This is a genomic window from Lacibacter sp., from assembly GCF_057361365.1.
In genome coordinates this window covers 267993-290632 of sequence record NZ_JBMQSG010000007.1, presented here as the reverse complement: position 1 = coordinate 290632, position 22640 = coordinate 267993, and the positions used below count along the sequence as shown (strand labels likewise).

The window sequence follows — 22640 nt, the reverse complement described above, 5'->3', positions numbered from 1 at the left end:
TTAAAAGCTATGAAATTAATATATGTCTCAGTCACGGCTTTATTACTAACCACGTTAATTGGTTGTAAAAAGTCTTTCCTGGAAACCCAGCCAACCCAGTTTACTACACCTGATCGATTGGGAGCCGATGCTGCCCAGGATCCAAAACTTTTGAATGGTAACATCGCTGGCTTATACACCACAATGTTCTCAACTGCAGTGGGCGGCACAACAGGTCATGATGATTTTGGGCAAAAAGGTATCGACATCTACACCGACATGCTCCAATCCGATATGGTACTTGCTGCTTTAAACTACGGCTGGTATTCAAATGTTGCCCGTTATAATGCTTCGCCCGATTTCACAAGGAACGAGGTATACATTCCTTTCCGTTACTATTACCGCCAGATCTTTGGTGCAAATACCATAATCGACATCTTAGGAGGAAATGATGTAGTGCCAACAACTGCTGGTAACAAATACACAATGGGTCAGGCAAAAGCAATGCGAGCTTACTCTTACTTTTATCTGTCACAAATCTATGGTAAAGAATATGGTACGGGAACGGATAAATTAATTCCGATTTACACTTCCGCAACACAGGTTAATAAACCAAAGGCAACCACAAAGGAAGTATATGATTTGATGGTGAAAGATCTTACTGATGCTATCAGCTTACTTACTGGTTTTGCCAGAGCTTCAAAAGATCAGGTCGATGTAAATGTGGCCAAAGGATTATTAGCTTACGTTCTTTCTGCAAGAGGAACACAGGCCGACCTTCAACAGGTAGTTAGTCTTACACAGGAGATCATGACAGCATATCCTAAAACAACTCCTGCGCAATTGTACTTTAATGGAAGCAATGCAACAACTGCAGGTTTCAACAACGTAGCAACTGCAAGCTGGATGTGGGGTGTTGACTTAACCCTCGCTCAAGGATTAAACCTTATTTCATGGTGGGGACAAGTTGATCAGTTCACCTACAGTTATGCATGGGCCGGAGATCCAAAAACAATCGATAGAGGTTTATATGATGCAATTCGTGCTGATGATATTCGTAAAAATCAGTTCAATGCCCCAACTGCTTCAAACTTCCGCTTACAACCAGTTAATAAATTTTGGGCTCCCGCACGTATCTCAGGCGGACAGCGTTTCATTGAAACCGATAATCTTTACATGCGTGCCGACGAGTTTTATTTAATGAACGCGGAAGCGAAAGCGAGATTAACACAGGATGCAGCTGCGCAGACAGTTCTAAAATCCTTCCTGGCAGATCGTATCACCGATGTTTCATTTATTGATGCTCTTACTGGCGCAGCTTTATTGGACGAAATTTATAAGCAAACCAGAATTGAACTTTGGGGTGAAGGGAAATCCTACTTAGCTTTAAAAAGATTGAAGAAATCCGTAGTACGTGGTTCAAACCACTTGTTTGAAGCTGGTGCTACAATTCCTTACAATGATGCGAAACTTACCTTTGTAATTCCGCAAGCTGAGGTATTGAATAATCCAAATCTTAATAATTAAGTACTATCAGATTTTGCTTTAAAAAAAAAGAATCCGCTTCAAGGTTGAAGCGGATTTCTTTTTTTCCATCCCTTCACAAAGGCAATAATATTGCAATAACCAAAATGCTCTGCTTCTACAAATTATTACAGCCAAAATATACATTGAATCTTTATATAAATGCCAAGCTTTTGACCAAGGATTGATATTATCAAAACTATAGAAGCCGTAATAAATGTTTAAAAACCCGTCCCATTCCAAATAACCATTTTTTGACTTAAAACGTATGCAGCATTGTCCGATAAAAATTGTCTATTTCTTTGACGATATGTAACTGAACTGCTTATATTTGAAATACGCCTTTGAAGATTATCGTTGAACCTTATTTTCCTCTACAAACCTTATTATCTCCAGCTTATCTGTGCAGCCTATTCAGTTAGGGAATTTTTTTTATTCATAAACCTAAATTAACATGAGAAAATTTGCAATTATGATGTTGCTGTTGCTGTGCTCATACCACATCTTCGGGCAAGACAAAGCCGTTACCGGAAAGGTAACAGACGACAAAGACGGTTCTCCACTGGCGGGAGTATCAGTTACCGTAAAAGGTACAACGGTGGGGACAACAACAGGAGCTGACGGAAGTTTTCGTTTAAGCGTTCCATCTTCAGCCAGGGTTTTGGTGTTTACTTATGTGAACTTTGCTTCACAGGAAGTAAGCATTGGAAATCGGAGCGATTTTTCAGTAAAATTGATTTCTGAAGACAAAGCTTTATCTGAAGTTGTTGTTGTTGGTTACGGCACCGTTAGAAAAAAAGACCTCACCGGAAGCGTTGCCACAATTGGCGGCGATAAGGTAAGAGATTTGCCTGTACAAAGTTTTGACCAAGCACTTTCGGGGCGTGCTGCCGGCGTAAGCATCACAATTCCAAATGGGGTGGTAAATAACCCTCCCGTTATTAGAGTACGGGGTGTGAATTCAATTAGCTTAAGTTCATTTCCATTAGTTGTTGTAGATGGTATTGCATCATTCTCGGGCGACGTAGGAAACGGAAATGCTGCTAATAACCCTTTAGGAGATATTAATCCTAACGACATTGAGAGTATTGAAGTTTTGAAAGATGCTGCGGCGGCAGCCATCTATGGCTCAAGAGCATCAGCCGGTGTATTGATAATTACTACAAAAAAAGGCAAACAAGGTCGTGCACGAGTTAGCTACGATGCATGGGTGGGCTTCACAAAACCTTTTAATCTAATTCCCGTTTTAAATGCGAGGGAATATGAAACAATCAAGAATGAAGGACTGACTAACGCCGGAACTCCGCCCAATGGAACTACAAGGGGCTTTTATCCATATATCGGTCCAGATGGCAGCCCTGTTGACACTAAATGGTATGATATTATTTATAGAACGGGAACATCGCAAAACCATAACCTTAGCGTTTCAGGAGCTAATGACAAAACCAATTACTATTTCTCCGCCGGATATACAAAGCAAGAAGGTATGATCGTTGCAAATGATTTCACCCGGCTAAATGCTACCATGAACCTGGATCATAAAGTAAACAACCGCATTACATTTGGAGGTAAATTTCAGTATGCTAATTCAAAAAATACCGGCGTTAACTCCGGTTCAACACCTGGCGGAGCGTTTGCGACATCCGGTATTGCACGTTTAGGTTTTAACCTGATGCCCAATGTTCCCGTATATCTTAATAATGGTGCTTATAACATCAATACGGTTAGCAACACAATTGGGCAGGGAGGCAATATTACTGCTCTGCAATTTACAAACCCACAAGTGTTGCTTGATCTGAATACATTCGAATCTGTTAGTGACCGTATCATAGCAAATGTATACGCAAATGTGAAAATTATTGACGGATTAAGTTTCCGAACAACATATGGTATCGACAATCTCAACGTTGTAAATAAGTCTTTTCAGAATGCATTGCATGGTGATGGTGTTGCCAACGGAGGCTCCTCCTTCAACAACCTTCAAACATTTAGGAGATGGAATTGGACTAATGTACTTAACTACATGCAAAATTTTGGTAATCACAACGTAAGTGCATTAGTCGGTAATGAACAACAATATACCTTATCCGATGGCTGGGGCGCAAACCGCCAAGGTGTTACAGATCCATTTTACAATGAATTTCAAGGTGGTTTTAATACCATAGTTCCTTTTGGAAATTTCCTTAGCGAAAACTATCTCGTTTCTTTCTTTGGAAGGGTCAATTATGATTATAAGAGAAAATACCTTCTTTCAGTTAACGGACGTCGTGATGGTTATTCTGCTTTTTCGCCTGAAAACAAGTACGGAAACTTCTGGGGTGCATCTGCAGGCTGGGTTCTTAGTGAAGAAGATTTCTTTACAAATGCTGGCTTGTCAAAAATCTTCAGCAATGCCAAGATTAGAGGTAGTTATGGTGTAGTGGGAAATAACCAAGGTATTAATGATTTTGCGTTCTGGAGTTTCTTCAGCAGTGGCTTATATGCTACTAATCCGGCCTTATTTTTCTCACAGGCGGGTAACCGAAATCTGAAATGGGAAACAAGCAAAAAAACAGATATCGGTTTAGAATTAGGATTTCTCAACAACCGGATAAATGTTGAAGCGACTTATTACATCAACAACGTAGATAACCTTATTCTTGCGGAACCTCAGGCACCTTCAAGAGGTATACCTGGAAACTCAATTCTTACTAACATCGGAAGTATGAGTAATAAAGGTGTGGAGTTAACAATTGGTGCCAGTGTTATTCAAAAGAAAGCTTTTAGTTGGAATACAAATTTCAACATCACTACTCTTAAGAATGAAGTAACAGCACTTGCAGCAGGTAACGCAGATATTCAACCTGCGACCTCTGGTTTGGAACGCCCAAGTATGATTCGTGTGGGCGAATCAATCGGTAGTTTTTATGCAGTACGTACCGGTGGAGTCAATCCTGCAAATGGTCAGCGTATTTTCTATTACCGTGATGGCACTGCCGTTCAATACAACCATGCTGCACCCGTAGCATCTCGTTGGACACTTGTTTCAACCGGCGCAGTGGCTCCACGTGTAGCTGACCAGTCAAATGATGGTGTAATAGTTGGGCCAGCGCTTCCTAAATGGAGTGGCGGTTGGGATAACACATTTCGCTACAACGGGTTTGATTTAAATATGCTGTTCTTTTTCTCAGGTGGCAATTACGTGTACAATGGTACAAAAGCTGGCTTAAGAGATATGCGTAGTTGGAATAACTCAAAAGAAGCTTTAACACGTTGGACCAAAGCGGGCGATGTAACAGATATACCACGTATCGTGTTTGGCGACAATATCTCTAATGGCTCAGGTGTGGTAATGACTGAAAATATTGAGAAAGGAGATTTTCTTAAACTCCGCACCATAACGTTAGGCTATTCCGTTCCAAAAACAATTGTTGACAAAGTGGGCATTAACAGCTTCCGCTTTTACGCACAGGTATTAAATGCTTTCACTTTAACGAAATACACAGGCTATGACCCTGAGATTTCTTCAAATGGTAATGGCAACGGTAACCCTAGTGTTGATCGTAATTCGGTGCCACAAGCAAGAAGTTTTAACGTTGGTGTTAACGTAGGATTTTAATTAATTTAAAAAAGAAGATTATGAAATTTAAAATAGTTTCGTTTTTGTTGATTGCTGCAACTGTAACGGGTTGTATGAAATCAAAGCTCGATCCAATCCCTCAAACTGCATTGTCTGATGCTGTTGCTTTCAGCGACTCGTCCCGTTCAGTGCAACAGGTGAATGGATTATATTCTGCAATTAAGGCTGGTCAGATGCTTGCGGGCCGTTATCAGGTTTACCAGGATGTTCGTGGTGAAGAATTTGTAAACAGAACTAATAATGCCGTAACAGCATGGTTAACCTGGCAGTTTAACTTAACGGCAAGCGCTAACGAAGTGCAAGGTTTTTGGGCAGCAGGTTATGCAGCCATCAACCGTTGTAACGTCGTAATCGATGGTTTAGAAAAATCAACCATTAGCGAATCACTTAAAAAGAATTTAATAGCCGAAGCAAAATTTGTTCGTGCTGTTTCATACTTTATGTTGATGCAATTGTATGCCCGTCCATACACTGATGGCAATGGTAGTAAACTTGGAGTTATCCTGAAATTACAACCGGAAACTTCCAGCGGCGAGCAAAACCAGGCTCGTGCAACGGCCGCCGAGATTTATGCTCAAATTCTTAAAGATTTGAATGAAGCAGAAACAGATCTTCCATCAACTTATGCGAATGCAACATTCAACACAACACGTGCACACAAAAACACTGCAGCTGCTTTTAAATCACGTGTTTATTTAAACATGGGCCAATGGTCGAATGCTATCACAGAAGGAAATAAACTCGTACCAAACGCAGCACCATGGAATGCACCTACGGGCGTGGCAAATGGTTTACTGGCAAACGTTGCAACAGTGTACACAAATTATACTTCCGCTGAAGCAATTCTTTCAATGCCCTTCACTGCGTTGGATGTTCCCGGTACACAAAACGGCTTAGGCTGGTATTACAATCCTGGTCCTAACGGCGGTGGGGAATACGCATTGAATTTGACTGCTCCGGGAATAGCTGCTGATGCAGGTTGGAGACCGGAAGATGCCCGTAAAGGATTACTTGTTGTTTCCGGTGGTCAAACCTGGTTACGCAAGTTTCCAAACCCAAACAACGCAGCTGACTGGAGCCCGGTTATACGTTACGCTGAAGTGATGCTGAATTTAGCGGAAGCTTTAGCCAGAAACGAAGCGGGAACAGCTGTTAACGCCAGAGCTTTGGCCATTCTTAATGCAATACGTAAAAGATCTGACCCGACTATTGCAGATTTTGCACCAGCTACAAAAGATGCACTTGTGGCATTAATATTAACTGAAAGAAGAATTGAATTGTTAGGCGAGGGTTTCAGAACATCCGATATTGCTCGTATCAATGCAACCTTCCCAGCAAAAGGTGGAGTTGGTTCAGTTGCGCCATCGGCGGATCAGTATATTTGGCCCATTTCAATTGCTGAATTACTCGTAAACAAATCTTGTCAACCAAATCCTGGTTACTAATACACTTTAAAGTCTCTGAATAAAAACCTCTCCAATTGGAGAGGTTTTTTTATGATCAACTAATTTTTACTTACTTCAACACCTCTTCCAACTTCCTCTCCAAATCACTTCCTCTTAAATTATCGGCAATAATTTTTCCTGTGGGGTCGAGTAAAACATTGTAAGGGATGCCATTGAATTTATATAAACCAACTGCTTCACTATCCCAGAATTTAAGGTCACTGATATGTTTCCAGGTTAGGCCATCTTTTTGAATGGCTTCAAGCCATGCATCTTTTGTTTTGTCTAATGAAACGCCAAGGATTGTGAAGTTTTTGTTTTTGTATTTATTATATGCCGCTACAACATTTGGATTTTCTCCACGACAAGGTCCACACCAGCTGGCCCAAAAATCAACCAATACATATTTACCTTTCAAACTGCTTAAAGAGAAATTATTTCCATTTACATCAGGCATGGTGATATCAGGAGCCATTGTGCCAATAGCGGGTGTATTTTGTTTTGGTGCCTGCGGTGCATTGGCCACGCTTTCACGATACTGTTTTACTACAGTTTGAATACCGGTATGATCAGGAAAACGTTTCTGAAGATTATTATACATCGCTTCATTTTCTGTTGCATCTGATCCAGTGTTGATAGATGTAGCAAACATACTCACCATCGGACTTTTATCTTCTGCTGCAATTTTCTTCACATAGGTTTTAAAAGCAGTTACCATATTCGTCATTTCTGTTTGCTTCACATTACGAAGACTGTCGCCTTGAATAACATTCTGTAGTTCGTATTGCATAGTGCCCAGCTTTTGTTGGGTAACAGAAAGCGAATCAACAAACTCACGCAAACGTTCACTCGCTGGTGAACCTTTGTAACTTAACTTGCGGATATCAGTCCAATCAGCTGCGAGAGTGATATCAGATTTATCGTTGATCACAAAGAATAAAGGACTGTTTTCAATTTGCGGGAAACGCAACTGTAATAATGATTCTTCACCGGCTTTGCCTTTCAGCGAAAATTTACCAGCATTCAACGAAATACTATCCAACACCTGCGGCGGCATATTATCGAATGAAATCTGTTCAAGATAAACCACTGTTGCAGGTGCGTTTTTCACTTCACCACTAACTGTAAAGTTTTTGCTGCCATTACTTTCGCAAGCGGTGGCTCCAAAGGCAATTGCAGCAACGATCCATAATTTGTTCATGTGTTCTTTTTTATTGTTTTATGCCACATAGTATAAACAATAAAAATTATCATGGCTGTTGGTATAAACTAGCTCGATAATTTTTATGTTTATTTCATGTGCATTTAGTTCGTTAATTTTTCAGTTACTAATTGATTAAGCAGCTTGGGATCGGCCTTGCCTTTCGATTTCTTCATCACCTCACCAACAAACAAACCAAGCAATCCTTTCTTTCCTTTTTTGTATTCAGTTACTTTTTCCGGCATATTGCTTAGCACTTCATCAATGAGTTGTTGCAACGCATCTTCATTACGCTCCTGGATCAAGTTCAATTGTTGAGCCAGTTCCAACGCTGTTGCTCCATTCGATTGCAACATTGCAGGAAATAATTTTTGCGAGGCCATTGTGTGACTCACCTTTCCTTCTTCCACCAATTGAATGATTGATACAAGTCGTGAAGGATTTACAGAAAGTTGATTGATCTCTTTTCCTTCATCATTTAAAACTGATTTCACCGGACCGAGCAACCAGTTTGCTATTTGCTTATACGATTTTGTTTCAGCAGCTGCGGCTTCAAAATAATCGGCCAATTCTTTATCATCACTCAACAAAGCTGCATCATATTCCGGTAAAGCATATTGCTGAATGAACCGTTGCTTTTTTTGTTCTCCCAACTCAGGCAACGTTGCTTTAATTGCATTAATGAAATCTTCCGTGATTACAAATGGTGGAAGATCAGGATCGGCCATGTAACGATAATCATCTGCATCTTCTTTTGTGCGAATAGCAAATGTTGTTTCAGTATCAGGATTAAATCCTCTTGTTTGCTGAACAATAGTGTCACCTTTTTCTTTCATATCGATCATGCGCATTACTTCATGATCTATCGCTTTTTTCAGGAAACGAATCGAGTTGAGATTTTTGATCTCCACTTTTGTTCCCAACTTCTTGTCTCCTTTCAAACGAATGGAAATATTTGCATCGCAACGCAAACTTCCTTCTTCCATATTTCCATCACATACATTTAATGTGCGAACGAGTTTGCGTACTTCAGTTACATAAGCAGCAGCTTCATCGCCACTATGCAAGTCGGGTTCGGTAACAATTTCAATAAGTGGAACACCGGCACGGTTATAATCTACAACTGAATAAAATTCATCCTGGTCGTGCATACTTTTACCTGCATCTTCTTCCATGTGAATGCGGTTTAGTTGTATGTTACGCTCGCCGTCAACTGTTTTGATCTTTACAAATCCACCAATGCAAACAGGCGTCGTATGTTGCGACAGCTGATAGCCTTTCGGCAGATCGGGATAGAAATAATGTTTGCGGGCGAAATAGTTTTTGCGTTCAATTTCACAATTGCAGGCAAGCCCCATACGTACAGCCAATTCAATTGCTTCTTTGTTAAGCTTTGGTAAGGTACCGGGATGTGCCAATGTAATGGGGCTGATATGTGTGTTTGGTTCTGAACCAAAACCTGCGCTATCGCCGCAAAACAATTTGCTTTTGGTGAGCAATTGTGCATGTACTTCTAATCCAATGACTGCTTCGTATTTATCAGAATAATTTGACATAATGGTAAAAGCGATATTTCGTCTTCGCTCCGGATTTACTCAGAGTCCGCAAAAATACCCGTTTTAGCCGGAAGCATCTGTGAGTAAGCTCACAAAAAAGTCCCCCGGCTCGCCGGGGGACCATCTAAATCAGAATATTTATCGAAAACTTACAGATCTGCTTTGTTCAGTTTCTTGGGAATCTTTACTTCCATCGTTACCGGTTTGCCAGCACGTAACACCTTTACTGTCCAGAGGTTTTGTTCGTTATTTGAACGTAAAGCTTCACGGGCTTCAGCTACATTTTTCACTGCTTTGCCATTTACTTCAGTGATTACATCATCTTTTTGTAATCCACTTTTTGCTGAAGGAGAATCGGCTTCAACTTCCAACACTTTCACACCGTTGCCTTCTTCAGTATCTTGGATTGTCGCTCCAAATTTTGGACGGCCGCCTTGGTAAATCCTGATCTGATCTTGCAGGCCATGTAAACGGGGTTGCAAATGTTCAAAGTTGAACTGGTGTTCGCCAAATCCCGGCATATCGGGCATATGGAAATTGAAATTCTGCATTCCCTGAGGGCCTCCTTTGCTTTCACCCAGTTTCACTTTTGCCTTCTTTTCTTTACCATCACGCAGGTAAGTAATATCAACTTCATCGTTTGGCTTCTTCGCATGAACTGCCTCGCTTAGATCGGATGGAGATTCGATTTTTTTATCACCCACTTTGGTAATGATATCGCCTTTTTGTAAACCGGCTTTTTCAGCAGGTGTTTCTTTTTGTACTTCTTCAACCAAGGCTCCTTTGTCGTGATCTTCTGTAACCACGCCAAGGAAAGCGCCCATCTTCCAGTTCATTTTAAATTCTTTCATGAAATCATCACTATTGAATTGACCCCAGCCCTCCGGACCTGTTTTGTACATGCGTGGGGCAATTACACGCATTTTTGGTGAACGGAAAACAAACTCATCATCTCCATCAAAGCGATGAATGATGATATCCTTATCTCCTTTTTCAACAGGCTTCCCGTTAACAGTTACTTTATCACCTTCAATTACAATGGTGGTCTTTTCTGTTTTATCTCCTTTCTTGCGGATGATGATCTGCTCCTTCTTCTCTTCCTTCTCCCTTTTTTCTTTTTTTTCCTGGGCCGATGCAGTAAGGGCAAGCAACTGGGTAACGGCTACAAATGCAAAAGCATACACTGAAATACGTTTCATATAAATAAGGTTTTATTAATTGACAGGGCTAATGTACGAACATTTTCTTATTTACGAATTATTTCGGAGATTTTCTGATTTTTTAACATTTCCGGAAATGAAACGACCGTAACCAGGACGGGCTACGGTCGTTTTGAAAAATGTGTCAGACATTTTCGAGACATCAGACACTATAATAAGCTCTTCACTTTTTCTATTACTTGTTGCAGATTACTGGCATCTTGTCCACCGGCGGTAGCCAATGTTTTTTGTCCGCCTCCACCACCTTTGATCAGCGGAGCAATATGTTCTTTAATGATTTTACCTGCATCCAAACCTTTTGCAGCTGCTACAGTGTCAGATAAACCAACAGCTACAAACGGCTTACCGTCTATGTTGGCACAAAGCACCGCTATATAATCGTTAAGATTAGTTTTAAGATCGAAGCAGATCTTCTTCAATGCATCTGCATTACTTACTTCAATAATATCGCCGATGAATGTAACGTTGTTGATGATCTCATCTTTCTGCAACAATTCATTACGTAATGCAACAAGCTGACGTGCTTCCAGTTTCTCCAGCTTCTTTTTTAGTTCATTGTTTTCGCTTTGCAAGCTTTCAATAGACTTGCTGATATCTTTTGGATTCTTGAGCAGCCCACGAATTGCACGAATAGAATCAAATTCAGTTGTTACAAATTGTTCTGCAGCAAAACCTGTAACCGCTTCCACCCGACGAACACCTGCAGCGACAGCACTTTCTGACGTGATCTTGAACAATCCCAACTCACCTGTGTAACCAACATGTGTACCTCCACACAACTCAATAGAATATTTTTCATCCATGATCACCACACGCACCACATCTGCATATTTTTCACCAAACAAAGCCATAGCGCCCAACGCAATGGCATCATCCTTTGGCATTTCTTTGATAACAACCGGAATGTTTGCACGAATTTTTTCATTCACGATCGCTTCAACCTGTGCAATTTCTTCATCGGTCACTTTTGCAAAATGAGAAAAGTCGAAACGCAGGTATTCATCATTTACTAAACTTCCTTTTTGAGCAACATGTGTGCCCAATACTTTGCGCAATGCTGCATGCATTAAATGTGTAGCTGAGTGATGCACTGCAATTTTCTTGCGACGATCATCATTTACATTCGCACTAACCAACGCTGTGATATTGATCGGCAGTTGATCAACAAAATGAATGATGAGATCGTTCTCCTTCTTTGTATCTGTAACAGGAACTTCTTCACCATCAAAACTTAACACACCAGTATCGCCAACCTGTCCACCGCTCTCTGCATAAAAAGGAGTGGATTGCAATACCAATTGACAAGCAACTTTTCCTTTAATATTTACTTTACGATACTTCACAACTTTTGTTTGAGCAGTAGTGGTATCGTAACCAACAAATTCTGTTTTATCTGCAGCCGATATTTCAACCCAATCCTCGGTGTCAATGTTTGTAGCTGCACGACTGCGTTCTTTTTGTTCGTTCAAAGCAGCTTCAAATCCTTTCTCATCAATCGCCAACTTGTTTTCACCTGCAATCAATCGTGTAAGATCGATAGGGAAACCAAACGTATCAAATAATTCAAATGCTGCTTTTCCGTCAATCACTTCTTTTGTTGTGTTGATGATATCATCAATACGCTTCAATCCTTTTTCCAACGTGCGTAAAAATGCATCTTCTTCTTCCTTCACCACTTTTTGTACAAAAGCTTCTTGCGCTTTTAATTCAGGAAATACCTTTTCAAACTGTGTTGCCAACAACGGTAACAGCTGATGCAACAATGGTTGCTTATAACCGAGATAAGAATAGTAATAACGAACAGCTCTTCTTAAAATACGGCGGATAACATAACCTGCACCGGTATTGCTTGGCAGTTGCCCATCAGCAATGGTGAAACAAATAGCACGAATATGATCGGCCAGTACACGAAACGCTACACTTTCTTTGTCGTCACCTGCTGTATATTTTTTGCCAACGATCTTTTCAACTTCAGCAATGGTGCCGGTAAAAATATCTGTATCGTAATTGCTTTGCTTGTTTTGTAATACACGGGTTAAACGTTCGAAACCCATCCCGGTATCAACATGCTTTGCCGGTAGCTGTTCAAGCGAACCATCTTTCATCCGGTTAAACTGGATAAATACATTGTTCCATATCTCGATCACCTGCGGATGATCATTGTTCACCAATGTTTTTCCATCAACCAGTTTGCGCTCTTCATCAGTTCTGCAATCAACATGTATTTCTGTGCAGGGACCACATGGACCAGTATCGCCCATCTCCCAGAAATTATCTTTCTTATTTCCTAACAGAATTCTTTCTTCAGCAATATGTTTTTTCCATTCGTTCCATGCTTCTTCATCCTTTGGCAAATTTTCTTTTGCATCGCCCTCAAATACGGTTACATATAAACGATCTTTTGGAATACCGTAAACATCGGCCAATAACTCCCAACTCCATGCAATTGCATCTTTCTTAAAATAATCACCGAAGCTCCAGTTGCCCAGCATTTCAAACATGGTATGGTGATAGGTATCAACACCCACTTCTTCAAGATCGTTATGCTTACCGCTTACTCGCAAACATTTTTGCGTATCGGCCACACGTGTATACTCAGGTTTACGGTTGCCCAGGAAATAATCTTTAAACTGGTTCATACCCGCATTGGTGAACAATAAGGTAGGGTCGTTTTTAACAACTATCGGTGCCGAAGCAACGATTTGATGTTTCTTCGAAGCGAAAAAATCTAAGTATTTCTGTCTAATTTCAGCGGCAGTCATCATATTCATCCCTTGTTTGGATTGATTTTTGAGGAGTGATACACCTATCTTTGTAGACCCCCCCGTTTAATGGGAAGCAAAGGTAAGCCAAACCCGTGACCACCTGTTTGCTTATATGAAGAAAGTAAAGTATTTCTACAATACCAATACGCTCCGGTATGAGAAACTGGTGACCCCCCTGCGTGTAAAACTGCTGCGGGTTTTTAGTTTCCTTGCTTCCGTTGCCGTGGCAGGTTTCCTGTTTATGCAGATCTCGTATCGCTATTTTCCATCGGCTAATGAGCAACGTTTGCGTAATGAGAATAATCGTATAAAAGATAATTACAGTCTTTTAAGTGCAGAGATAAAACGGATGAACCAGGAACTTCGTGAAATTGAAAAACGAGACAACCAGGTTTACCGTTCAATTTTTGAAGCGAGTCCATTGCCCGATAGCGCAAGAGCCAAGCTGTTGGAACAGCAGGCCGAAGAACGCTTAATTGCCAGTCTTAGTGAAGATGAACTGAACTCCACTATTCTGCAACAGATAAATACACTCCGTAGCCGTATCTATGCCCAAAATATTTCCTTCAATGCAATTGATGGAATGATCAAAAACAAAGAAGCACTATTAGCTGCAACTCCCGCTATACAACCTGTAAGCAATAAAGAATTATCAAGACTTGCTTCAGGTTTTGGTTATCGTATCGACCCTGTTTATAAAACAACAAAATTTCATGCAGGGCTCGATTTTGCGGCACCACAAGGCACTCCTATTTACGCAACTGCTGATGGCACTGTTACGCTAGCGGGCAACACCGCCAATGGTTATGGCAATCACGTGGTCATCAATCACGGATATGGTTACGAAACTTTGTATGGTCATATGGTGCGTGTGAAAGCCAGAAGGGGACAAAAGATTCGTCGGGGTGAAGTGATCGGCTGGGTAGGCAGCACAGGAAAAAGTACCGGGCCTCATCTTCACTACGAAGTACACAAAAATGGCCGTGACCTCGACCCCATCTATTTCTTTTATAATGATCTCACTCCAGAGCAATTTGATCGTATGCTGAAAATTGCAGCTACGGGTAACCAGAGCTTTGATTAAGGACAAGTCTTTTGTGAGTAGAAGATAGTCATTAGTACTGGCTTGATTTTAGCGGTATAAAATTGTATTTGTCTATCGGCTAACACTGATTCCTTACTTTTGCTCAAACAATTTTACCACTGGCAACACCTGCACAAATAGCATTTGAATTTGATGAGCCGCCTAAGTCGGCTCCCCGTCGTGGTCGCAAGCCTTTGAACAAGCCACCAAAGCCCAAACAAAAGCGTGGCAGAAAGAGTTTGAAAGATATGGGTGATGAAGCTGAGTTTGTTGAACTGCCATCGGATGAAGTACTGAATAAAAAACTCTATTACAGCATTGGTGAAGTGTGCGATCTGTTTCATATTAATCCATCTTCTATTCGTTATTGGGAAACTGAGTTCAGTTTTCTGAAACCCAGGAAAAATAAAAAAGGTGATCGTTTCTTTAATGCAACCGAAGTAAAAAAAGTTCATCTTATCTACTACCTGCTGCGTTATAAAAAATATACCATTGAAGCAGCGAAAGATTATTTAAAACAACATAAAAATGATAACGAGGTTAGGTTTGAGCTGGTGAAAAGTTTACAGCAGATCAAACAATTTCTCTTAGCTCTTAAAGCCGACCTTTAAACTAATTCGTGCAACGAAACAATAAGTCCACAAATGAAATTCTTAGCCGCAGTCCTGTTTCTCGTTTTATCATTCAACAGTTATTCCCAGGTTCAATACGAAGTTTCAAAAGATCCGCAGAACGGATTAAAAACATTGAAGGGCATTTTAAGCCGGGAACTTTTATTGAATGACGCCGATTTTGCCTGGATGAAAAACGATATCAGTTGGTACAAACCAAATGCTGATTGTGTGGCAAATCTCACAGCAGTAAAAGATACCATTCAGTTAATCGTGTTTGTAGGAACATGGTGCGAAGACTCACATATTGTATTTCCGCAGTTGTTGAAAATGCTCGACCAGGTGGGCTTTAATGCAAAACGCTTAACAGTGATCGGCGTCGACCGCCAAAAAACAACTTTGGGTTCGCTTACACAAGCACTCAACGTTACAAAAGCTCCTACTATTATGGTGATGAAAGGCGGCAAAGAAATTGGCCGTGTTGAAGAGTTTGGAAAGTATGGCGTGTATGACCAGGAGTTGGCAGAAGTGCTGGCGAAAGCAAAATAAATTTTATTGAATCTTATTACAGATGCAATCATTGTTGATTGCATTTTTTATTTACGCTGCATCCAGTGTTCTTTTGTGAGCAGGTATTCAAAGTTTAATTTCTCCGGTTCACCATGGTACGCCACTGCTATTTCTTTTTGCTTTATAGCACCAATGCGGCCAATGGCGATTTGCGAACGGGTATTATTTGCACCAATATGAAATAAAATATTGTCGACATATTGAAACGCATGATCGATCATTAATGATTTCATCGCCGGATTAAAAGCTTTTCCCCAATACTTACGTGCAATAAAAGTATAACCGATCAGCAATGAGTTTTCTGATTCGTTATAATCATAAAAGCGGGAGCTGCCTGCCACTTCACCTGTAAGCTTATCAATTAGCAGTAACGCTCCTTTTGATTCCATTGCTCCTTCGAAATAAGTTTGAAACACTTCCTGTTTGTAGCGGTCTTTGTTTGGATGTTGTTCCCATATCAACGGATCAGATGCAACAGCATACAATCGTTCAAAATCATTTTGCTGCAATGGCTGCAGGCTAATGAGTTCATTTTCTAAAACTGGTTGTAAGTTGATCATTGGAATTAAGATTGATTGCCTGTAAGTTCAATACCAAGCCCTTCCATCATACGAAGGATATGAAGATTGATCGACTGTTTTATTTCCTGGAACACAGCAAACTCAATTGTTTGTGTGAAATAGTCAACGTTAATGATCATCGATTTTGCAGTAAGTTCATTTAACACAACGGTACTGGTTACAATTTCTTCCTGTTGTTGTAACAACATCTCAATTTTAGCAAGCAGTTCATCAATTTGCTTGGCCGTTGTTTTTGTACTTAACTCAAGTCGTATCTCCGCTTTGCGTTGAGTACGGAGTGTGAGGTTATCCAAAATACTATCCACCATTTTTTTGTTGGGCATGGTCAGGAACGTCTTTTGTTCAGTTCTTATTCGTGTGCTTCTTAATCCAATCTTTTCAACTGTTCCGGTAACGCCTTCTACTTTTACAAGATCACCCAAGGTAAATGGCTTATCAAAAAAGATGATAAAAGATGCTATAAGATTCTCAAGACTTTCTCTTGTTGCCAATGCGATGGCAGCAGTAACAATGCTCAGTCCTGTGATCAAACTTGAAATATCGAAGTTGAAAACAAACTTCGAAAACATGATAATACCAATAATGATGGCCAGCACTTTAAAAAAATCACGGAAGAAAACGACCAGTTGGTTATCGCTTTGATCAGGAGTTTGATCGGCCTTGGCTTTAAACACCAATGCAATAAAATCAATGAACCTGCGCAGCAATCGTATAAAGAATACGACCAATATTGCTTTTCCTGTTGCTTCAATAATTTCCTTTGATGTGATCTTATACAACTCAACATCGAGTACTGATGGAAAATTCAATTTATGAAAAGAAAAAATAACCACCATCCAAACAACAAACCATTCCATCGGTATTAAAACCAATTCAATAAATTGTTCACGACTCACATACTTTTTTGCTCCCGGAAAAAAACCATACAGCAGTCCACACAGGAATCTTGATACAATACCTTTCAGTAAATACATCGCCAACAAAATAGCAGCGATCCATAAATAACTGATGAGTGGATTATCAAATACAAGTGTTTGCAAAAATTCAGGCATATGCAAAAATAACGTTCAACCGATTTAATTGCAGTTAAAATGTGTAATGAAGAATGAGGCCATTCTGCAAGAGGTAAAAATGCCCGGGGCGTATCACTGCCTTTTCCCTATTCTTTAAAAAGGTAGGCAGGGTTAATTTCTTTTCCGTTAAAGATCCTGTAGTATAAGCCAGCAACTGATCGCCTTCAATACCTACAATAGTGTTCCCATACACAGCAAGGTCAGTAAGTCCTTTATATGCAATTTTGTTTTTAAACGATCCGTAAATATCAAACACATAAATTCCTTTTTCCGGATCGTAGAGATATACAAATCCATCCTGGTCGAAAATATGTGTGGGGTTGGGTACTTCATCGAATATGATGCGGAAGTCAACTGTTTCACTTAACAATTTTCCATCTTCTCCAATTTTTTTAAGCTTGCTCACTTGTTCATCATACACCCAGATGTTGTTATCATAACTCTGCGCAATTGCTTTGGCCTGAAAGATATCCTGTTTACGCAGATCGATTGTATTAACGCTGTTTAAAAAACGATCGAGCACAACGATAGTTGCAAAACTTTTATAGTACAGCAATACTTTTAATGGATTGGTTGCATCAATGGAATAAAGCTTACCATACCGGCGCACATCATTAAACACACCCATTGAATCTCCATTTGCATTCAGCTTTTTAAGTTGATTATTTTTTGAAAGCAGGTAGTAGTTGCCGAGATTGTCGATTGTGAAATCAGTATAATCGCCTCCCACAGTTTTTACTTCTGTAAACACAGCAGTTTGTGCAAAGCAAAAATTTGCACACAGGAAACATGCTATGGAAAAAATCAATTTCATATTTTATAGTAACTCAGTTCAAGTTGCTCACCATCAAACGATGCATAACTGAAATAACGTATCCAGTCGCCGAGATTAATATATCGGCTCTCATTAGTTAGACGAAAATCAATGGGCAAGTGTCTATGACCAAACACAAAAAAATCAAACTTTTTTTGCTTCAACACCTCTTTGCAATAAATGAGGAGCCATTCATTTTCTTCACCAAGAAATGTTTCTTCGGTTGTACCGGTTTGTGCCCTGCTTCTGCGACTAAGATAATTGGCCAGACCTACACCCACAAACGGTGGCAAAATGCCAAACAACCATTTACAAATGGGATTACGAAAAACCTTTTTCAACATTTTATATCCATGATCACCGGGACCTAACCCATCACCATGACCAACTAAAAATGTTTTACCTGCAAATTCAAATTCCTTTGGCTCGTAATAAACAGGAATGTTCAGTTCTTTCTGCAAATAATCATTCATCCACATATCATGATTGCCAACAAAGAAATGAACGATTATTCCTGCATCTGTAAGCTCCGCCAACTTGCCCAACAAGCGCACATAACCTTTAGGCACCACTGTGCGATATTCATACCAGAAATCAAACATATCGCCCACAATAAAAATAACTGCAGCATTATGTTTGATCTCATCTAAAAAACGGATGATCTTTTTTTCACGAACTAAACTCTGTTCATGGTTGGGTGCCCCCAAATGAAAATCGGAAAGAAAATATATTTTTTTGCCGGGCGAAAGTTGCATTAAACAAATATAAAGAAGCTATGTAACACTGCTTGCTATTTCGCTTTATGTCGCATATACTCAAGCACATCACCGGTTTCAATAACCGGTTTGCCAGTTACATCGCATTTGTACCAATAGAGCCATGCGTTGAACTCACCTTTATCAGTATAAATTGTAGTGAGTGCCCGTTCGTATAATTGCTCTTCACCTTCTTCAGGATGCACACCTTCGTAATCATCTAACTGGCCAATAGCCCAGTTAAATTCATCGGGAGAATTAGCTTCGTACAATTCACCAATGATATATGCATCTTCTGTTGTTGGTAATGCAGCGGGGTATTCGCCAAGATCGTACAACTTGCCTTTTACTTTTCCATCGGCAAGTTTCTTAAAATAAGGAGTGATGTATTGAAAAGCAGGGCTGCCGTGAAAACCACTGCGTAAACTTCCGTAAACAAATAATAATTGAATGGCATCGTTCATTCCTTAAAGATACAATGAAGAAAAACCAAAGACCGAAATCAAAAAAAATAAGTGGGAAATGAAGGCACAAGTTTAAACAGCTCCCGGTTATTGGAAGATCATCCTTCAATGAGGAACACAAATACTTCCTTCGGACCATGCACACCCACCACCAAAGTTTTTTCAATATCTGCTGTGCGGCTGGGGCCGGTTGCAAAACTGATGAGTGAAGGTAATTGTCCGTTATATTTTTCACGAAGTGCAAGCAATGCATCTTTCAGATCATACACTAACTGGCTTGTATAGGCTATGCAAACATGAATTGGCGCATACACGCTTGTTGTGCGTCCGCTTTCATTCGCTGCACTCAAGACCATGGTACCCGTGCGGCTTACCAATAATTCGCAGGTCGTAAAACTTACATCGCAATCATTAAGGCTTTCGTGAAAATTGATCGCAAGTTTTTGTTGTTTGAATATGTCGATGAGTTTTTGCTCACGGCAAACTACTTTATCCCATTTTCTTGCTGCAGCCAATTGCAGTAGCTGATCGGCCATATCCTGTTCATCGGCACAAAACACAAATTTGCCCTGCAGTTTTGTAAACTCCTGTGCAAACTGCACAGCCATATCATCAACAGGTGGTTGAAACACGCTGCTGTTTCCTTCACTATGGGGAAAAGGAACAGGCACCGGATGACTCAGTGCCTGTCTTATTTTTTTCAATATGTTTTCCTTTGCGGGAGAAATGCTCATAGTTAATTACAATGATTCGCTTAAATCACGACCTTCCTTGTCAACATTTGCAGCATGCATCACCGGAACATTATCTTCATCTAACAACTTCTTATGTTCAAACGGACGTTTACCAATCAATGCTTCCACATCGCTCTGGAACAACACTTCTTTTTCCAATAAAGCCTTTGCCAGTTTTTCTACATCGCCTTTCTTTTCAATAAGCAATGCTTTGGTGCGCATGTACGCAGAATCAATAAGCAAACGAACTTCGTTATCGATCATTTCCGCTGTCTTTTCACTGTAAGGTTTAGTGAATGTTTGATCCTGGTTTGGATCGTAGTAGCTGATGTTACCCAGCTTATCATTCATGCCATACACAGTAATCATTGAATAAGCAATACGAGTGATTTGTTGCAAATCATTACTTGCACCAGTTGAAATTTTACCGAAGAAAATATCTTCACTTGCACGACCGCCAAGCGTCATACAGATCTGGTCATTCAACTGCTCGATATTGTAGAGATATTGTTCTTTTGGCGTGTATTGCGCATATCCTAATGCCGCTGTTCCTCTTGGAACGATGGTTACTTTCAATAAAGGATATGCATGTTCTAAGTACCAACCGCAAATTGCATGACCAGCCTCGTGGTAAGCAATGATCTCTTTTTCTTCGGGGCTGATGAGTTTGTTCTTCTTTTCCAAACCACCAATTACACGATCAATTGCATCCTGAAAATCGCTCATATCAACTGCTGCTTTACCTTTACGAGCAGCGATCAAAGCCGCTTCGTTACAAACGTTGGCAATATCTGCACCGGCAAAGCCTGGTGTTTGTTCAGCCAGCTTATGAATATCAAGTGTTTCAGAAATTTTAATTGGTTTCAGATGCACCTTAAAAATCTGTTCACGACCTTTTACATCAGGACGATCAATAGAGATCTGGCGATCGAAACGACCCGGACGTAACAACGCAGGATCCAATACATCAGGACGGTTAGTTGCAGCAAGGATAATGATACCGGTATCGCCACCGAAACCATCCATTTCCACCAGCAACTGGTTCAATGTATTTTCACGCTCATCGTTACTTACAATCGCATTTCTTCCACGTGCACGGCCAATGGCATCTATTTCATCAATAAAGATGATACATGGTGCTTTTTCTCTTGCTTGTTTGAACAAATCACGCACACGACTTGCGCCCACACCCACAAACATTTCCACGAAATCGGAACCGCTGATGCTAAAGAACGGAACCTGTGCTTCACCTGCCATTGCTTTTGCCAGCAAGGTTTTACCCGTACCGGGAGGGCCTACCAGCAATGCACCTTTTGGAATTTTACCACCAAGTGCTGTATATTTTTTGGGGTTCTTTAAAAAATCAACGATCTCCATCACTTCCACCTTTGCTTCATCAAGTCCTGCCACATCCTGGAATGTTACATTCACCCTTGTTCCTTTTTCAAACAACTGGGCTTTTGATTTTCCGATGTTGAAAATGCCGCCACCACCGGGTCCGGCACCACCTCCACTGTTCATCTTTCGCATCAATAATACCCACAAACCAATCAAGACAAGTATGGGAAGTAATAAACTTATGAGGGGACTCAGCCAATTTTCATCTGTACTGTAACTAGCAATAGGTTTACCGGTTACAGCCGTATTGGTAGCGATGATTTGTTGAATGCGCTTATCAAATTCTTTATGATCGGCAACTGTAAACTCAAAGTTGAGCGGTTTTGTTTTATCGATTTTCACCTTTGCTTCCCTGGCGGTAACGATCTTCAAAATGGCGGGATCGTTGGCTGCTTCGGGTTTAAGGGTTACTCTAACAATATCTTTATTTCTTACGATGGTATATTTCTCCACGTAACCTTTCATCAACATGCTGTCTTCAAACACAACTTGTGAAGTGGGGATAGCGTCAGGTGAAATTCCACGGTAAAGGTTAAAGCCGATCAGTACGGCAGCTATTAATGCATAGAGCCAGTAAATATTAAAGCGAAACGGCTTACGTCCATCTTTCTTTTCGCCGCTGCTATTGTCTGGATTATTTCCTTGGTTCAAACTCATCTTGTTGTTTTTTTCCCTTCTGTGGGATTTCAGATAGTATTACAAATAAATGGCTAATTGTTTCGGGCACTTTGTTAATTTATTCCTGCGGCATTATTCATGGTCGGCCGCCGCTGCATCGCTCCACATTTCTTCCAACCGGTAAAACTTTCTTGTTTCAGGGTGAAAAATATGCACCACCACGTTTACATAATCTACCAACACCCATTGCAAAGCACTCATTCCTTCATGACGGTAGGGTCCTTCGCCACACTCTTCCTTTACCAAATGTTCAACATGGTCGGCAATGGCTTTTACCTGTGTAGTGCTGCCTGCTTCGCAAATGATGAAAAAATCTGAAACAGCTTCTGGTATCTTCCTTAGGTCAAGGCTGATGACATTCTCGCCTTTTTTTTCCTGGATGGCCCGAATAATTGTTTTAAATAATTTGCTGTTTCGGTTGATGCGTGCCGTAGTGCTTTTAGAATCTTTGCTCCGGTTATTTAAGAGAGATAAAGTACTCAATCGCTTGGTGGTTTAATGAATAAATCTGTTTTTTGCTAACGACGTTTTATCGCAGCCTTTTACTTTTTAATTTGTCCAAAATTAGT

Annotated in this window: 18 protein-coding genes; 6 read left to right on the top strand and 12 right to left on the bottom strand. The window is 40.4% G+C overall.

The annotated features are described in order from the left end of the window. The first annotated feature begins 9 nt into the window (after nucleotides 1-9). From ACO1QW_RS05975 to ACO1QW_RS05965, 3 genes are all read left to right on the top strand, one after another. Complete coding sequence (locus ACO1QW_RS05975; protein ID WP_486256629.1) at nucleotides 10-1506, top strand: RagB/SusD family nutrient uptake outer membrane protein; 1497 nt, start codon at nucleotides 10-12, stop codon at nucleotides 1504-1506. Between the two features lie 451 nt (nucleotides 1507-1957). After that, nucleotides 1958-5101 carry a SusC/RagA family TonB-linked outer membrane protein gene (locus ACO1QW_RS05970; RefSeq protein WP_486256627.1) on the top strand — a complete coding sequence of 1048 codons (3144 nt, stop codon included), beginning with the start codon at nucleotides 1958-1960 and terminating at the stop codon, nucleotides 5099-5101. Nucleotides 5102-5121: 20 nt separating this feature from the next. Then, complete coding sequence (locus ACO1QW_RS05965) at nucleotides 5122-6567, top strand: RagB/SusD family nutrient uptake outer membrane protein (protein ID WP_486256626.1); 1446 nt, start codon at nucleotides 5122-5124, stop codon at nucleotides 6565-6567. Between the two features lie 70 nt (nucleotides 6568-6637). On the opposite strand, the gene ACO1QW_RS05960 is transcribed toward ACO1QW_RS05965, so the two are convergent. From ACO1QW_RS05960 to alaS, 4 genes are all read right to left on the bottom strand, one after another. Then, nucleotides 6638-7768: a redoxin domain-containing protein gene (locus tag ACO1QW_RS05960; protein WP_486256624.1), complete on the bottom strand. Its 1131-nt coding sequence runs from the start codon at nucleotides 7766-7768 to the stop codon at nucleotides 6638-6640. Between the two features lie 104 nt (nucleotides 7769-7872). Then, on the bottom strand, nucleotides 7873-9324 hold the full coding sequence (gene gatB, locus ACO1QW_RS05955) for an Asp-tRNA(Asn)/Glu-tRNA(Gln) amidotransferase subunit GatB (protein ID WP_486256622.1): 1452 nt from the start codon (nucleotides 9322-9324) through the stop codon (nucleotides 7873-7875). 149 nt (nucleotides 9325-9473) lie between these two features. Continuing rightward, nucleotides 9474-10523, bottom strand: a complete 1050-nt coding sequence (locus ACO1QW_RS05950; protein WP_486256620.1) for a PDZ domain-containing protein — start codon at nucleotides 10521-10523, stop codon at nucleotides 9474-9476. Between the two features lie 170 nt (nucleotides 10524-10693). Next, nucleotides 10694-13306: an alanine--tRNA ligase gene (alaS, locus tag ACO1QW_RS05945; RefSeq protein WP_486257254.1), complete on the bottom strand. Its 2613-nt coding sequence runs from the start codon at nucleotides 13304-13306 to the stop codon at nucleotides 10694-10696. 115 nt (nucleotides 13307-13421) lie between these two features. Here alaS and ACO1QW_RS05940 point away from each other — a divergent pair, with 115 nt between their 5' ends. The 3 genes from ACO1QW_RS05940 (at nucleotide 13422) to ACO1QW_RS05930 (ending at nucleotide 15553) form a co-directional block, all read left to right on the top strand. Beyond that, the gene (locus ACO1QW_RS05940) at nucleotides 13422-14393 is read left to right on the top strand and encodes a M23 family metallopeptidase (RefSeq protein WP_486256618.1); all 972 of its coding nucleotides are present in this window, start codon (nucleotides 13422-13424) and stop codon (nucleotides 14391-14393) included. Nucleotides 14394-14587: 194 nt separating this feature from the next. After that, nucleotides 14588-15004 (top strand): MerR family transcriptional regulator, encoded by a 417-nt coding sequence (locus tag ACO1QW_RS05935; protein ID WP_486256616.1) that lies wholly within the window; start codon nucleotides 14588-14590, stop codon nucleotides 15002-15004. A gap of 33 nt (nucleotides 15005-15037) precedes the next feature. Then, nucleotides 15038-15553 (top strand): thioredoxin family protein, encoded by a 516-nt coding sequence (locus ACO1QW_RS05930; RefSeq protein WP_486256614.1) that lies wholly within the window; start codon nucleotides 15038-15040, stop codon nucleotides 15551-15553. Nucleotides 15554-15600: 47 nt separating this feature from the next. Here the strand turns inward: ACO1QW_RS05930 and ACO1QW_RS05925 are convergent, their stop codons facing one another. The 8 genes from ACO1QW_RS05925 to rsfS form a co-directional block, all read right to left on the bottom strand. Then, nucleotides 15601-16134, bottom strand: coding sequence for a GNAT family N-acetyltransferase (locus ACO1QW_RS05925; RefSeq protein ID WP_486256612.1), 534 nt, complete (start codon nucleotides 16132-16134; stop codon nucleotides 15601-15603). A 5-nt stretch (nucleotides 16135-16139) separates the two neighbouring features. Further along, complete coding sequence (locus ACO1QW_RS05920) at nucleotides 16140-17207, bottom strand: mechanosensitive ion channel family protein (protein WP_486256610.1); 1068 nt, start codon at nucleotides 17205-17207, stop codon at nucleotides 16140-16142. Nucleotides 17208-17241: 34 nt separating this feature from the next. Beyond that, the gene (locus tag ACO1QW_RS05915) at nucleotides 17242-18042 is read right to left on the bottom strand and encodes a hypothetical protein (RefSeq protein ID WP_486256608.1); all 801 of its coding nucleotides are present in this window, start codon (nucleotides 18040-18042) and stop codon (nucleotides 17242-17244) included. Then, a complete protein-coding gene (locus tag ACO1QW_RS05910) occupies nucleotides 18039-18797 on the bottom strand; it encodes a UDP-2,3-diacylglucosamine diphosphatase (protein ID WP_486256607.1) in 759 nt (252 codons plus the stop codon). Before ACO1QW_RS05910 ends, ACO1QW_RS05915 begins: the two co-directional genes overlap by 4 nt. A 35-nt stretch (nucleotides 18798-18832) precedes the next feature. After that, nucleotides 18833-19261, bottom strand: a complete 429-nt coding sequence (locus ACO1QW_RS05905; RefSeq protein WP_486256606.1) for a gamma-glutamylcyclotransferase family protein — start codon at nucleotides 19259-19261, stop codon at nucleotides 18833-18835. 98 nt (nucleotides 19262-19359) lie between these two features. Beyond that, nucleotides 19360-19995 (bottom strand): LutC/YkgG family protein, encoded by a 636-nt coding sequence (locus ACO1QW_RS05900; protein WP_486256604.1) that lies wholly within the window; start codon nucleotides 19993-19995, stop codon nucleotides 19360-19362. A 6-nt stretch (nucleotides 19996-20001) separates the two neighbouring features. Beyond that, nucleotides 20002-22050: an ATP-dependent zinc metalloprotease FtsH gene (ftsH, locus tag ACO1QW_RS05895; RefSeq protein WP_486256602.1), complete on the bottom strand. Its 2049-nt coding sequence runs from the start codon at nucleotides 22048-22050 to the stop codon at nucleotides 20002-20004. 93 nt (nucleotides 22051-22143) lie between these two features. Next, on the bottom strand, nucleotides 22144-22554 hold the full coding sequence (gene rsfS, locus ACO1QW_RS05890) for a ribosome silencing factor (RefSeq protein WP_486256601.1): 411 nt from the start codon (nucleotides 22552-22554) through the stop codon (nucleotides 22144-22146). Between the last annotated feature and the right edge of the window lie 86 nt (nucleotides 22555-22640).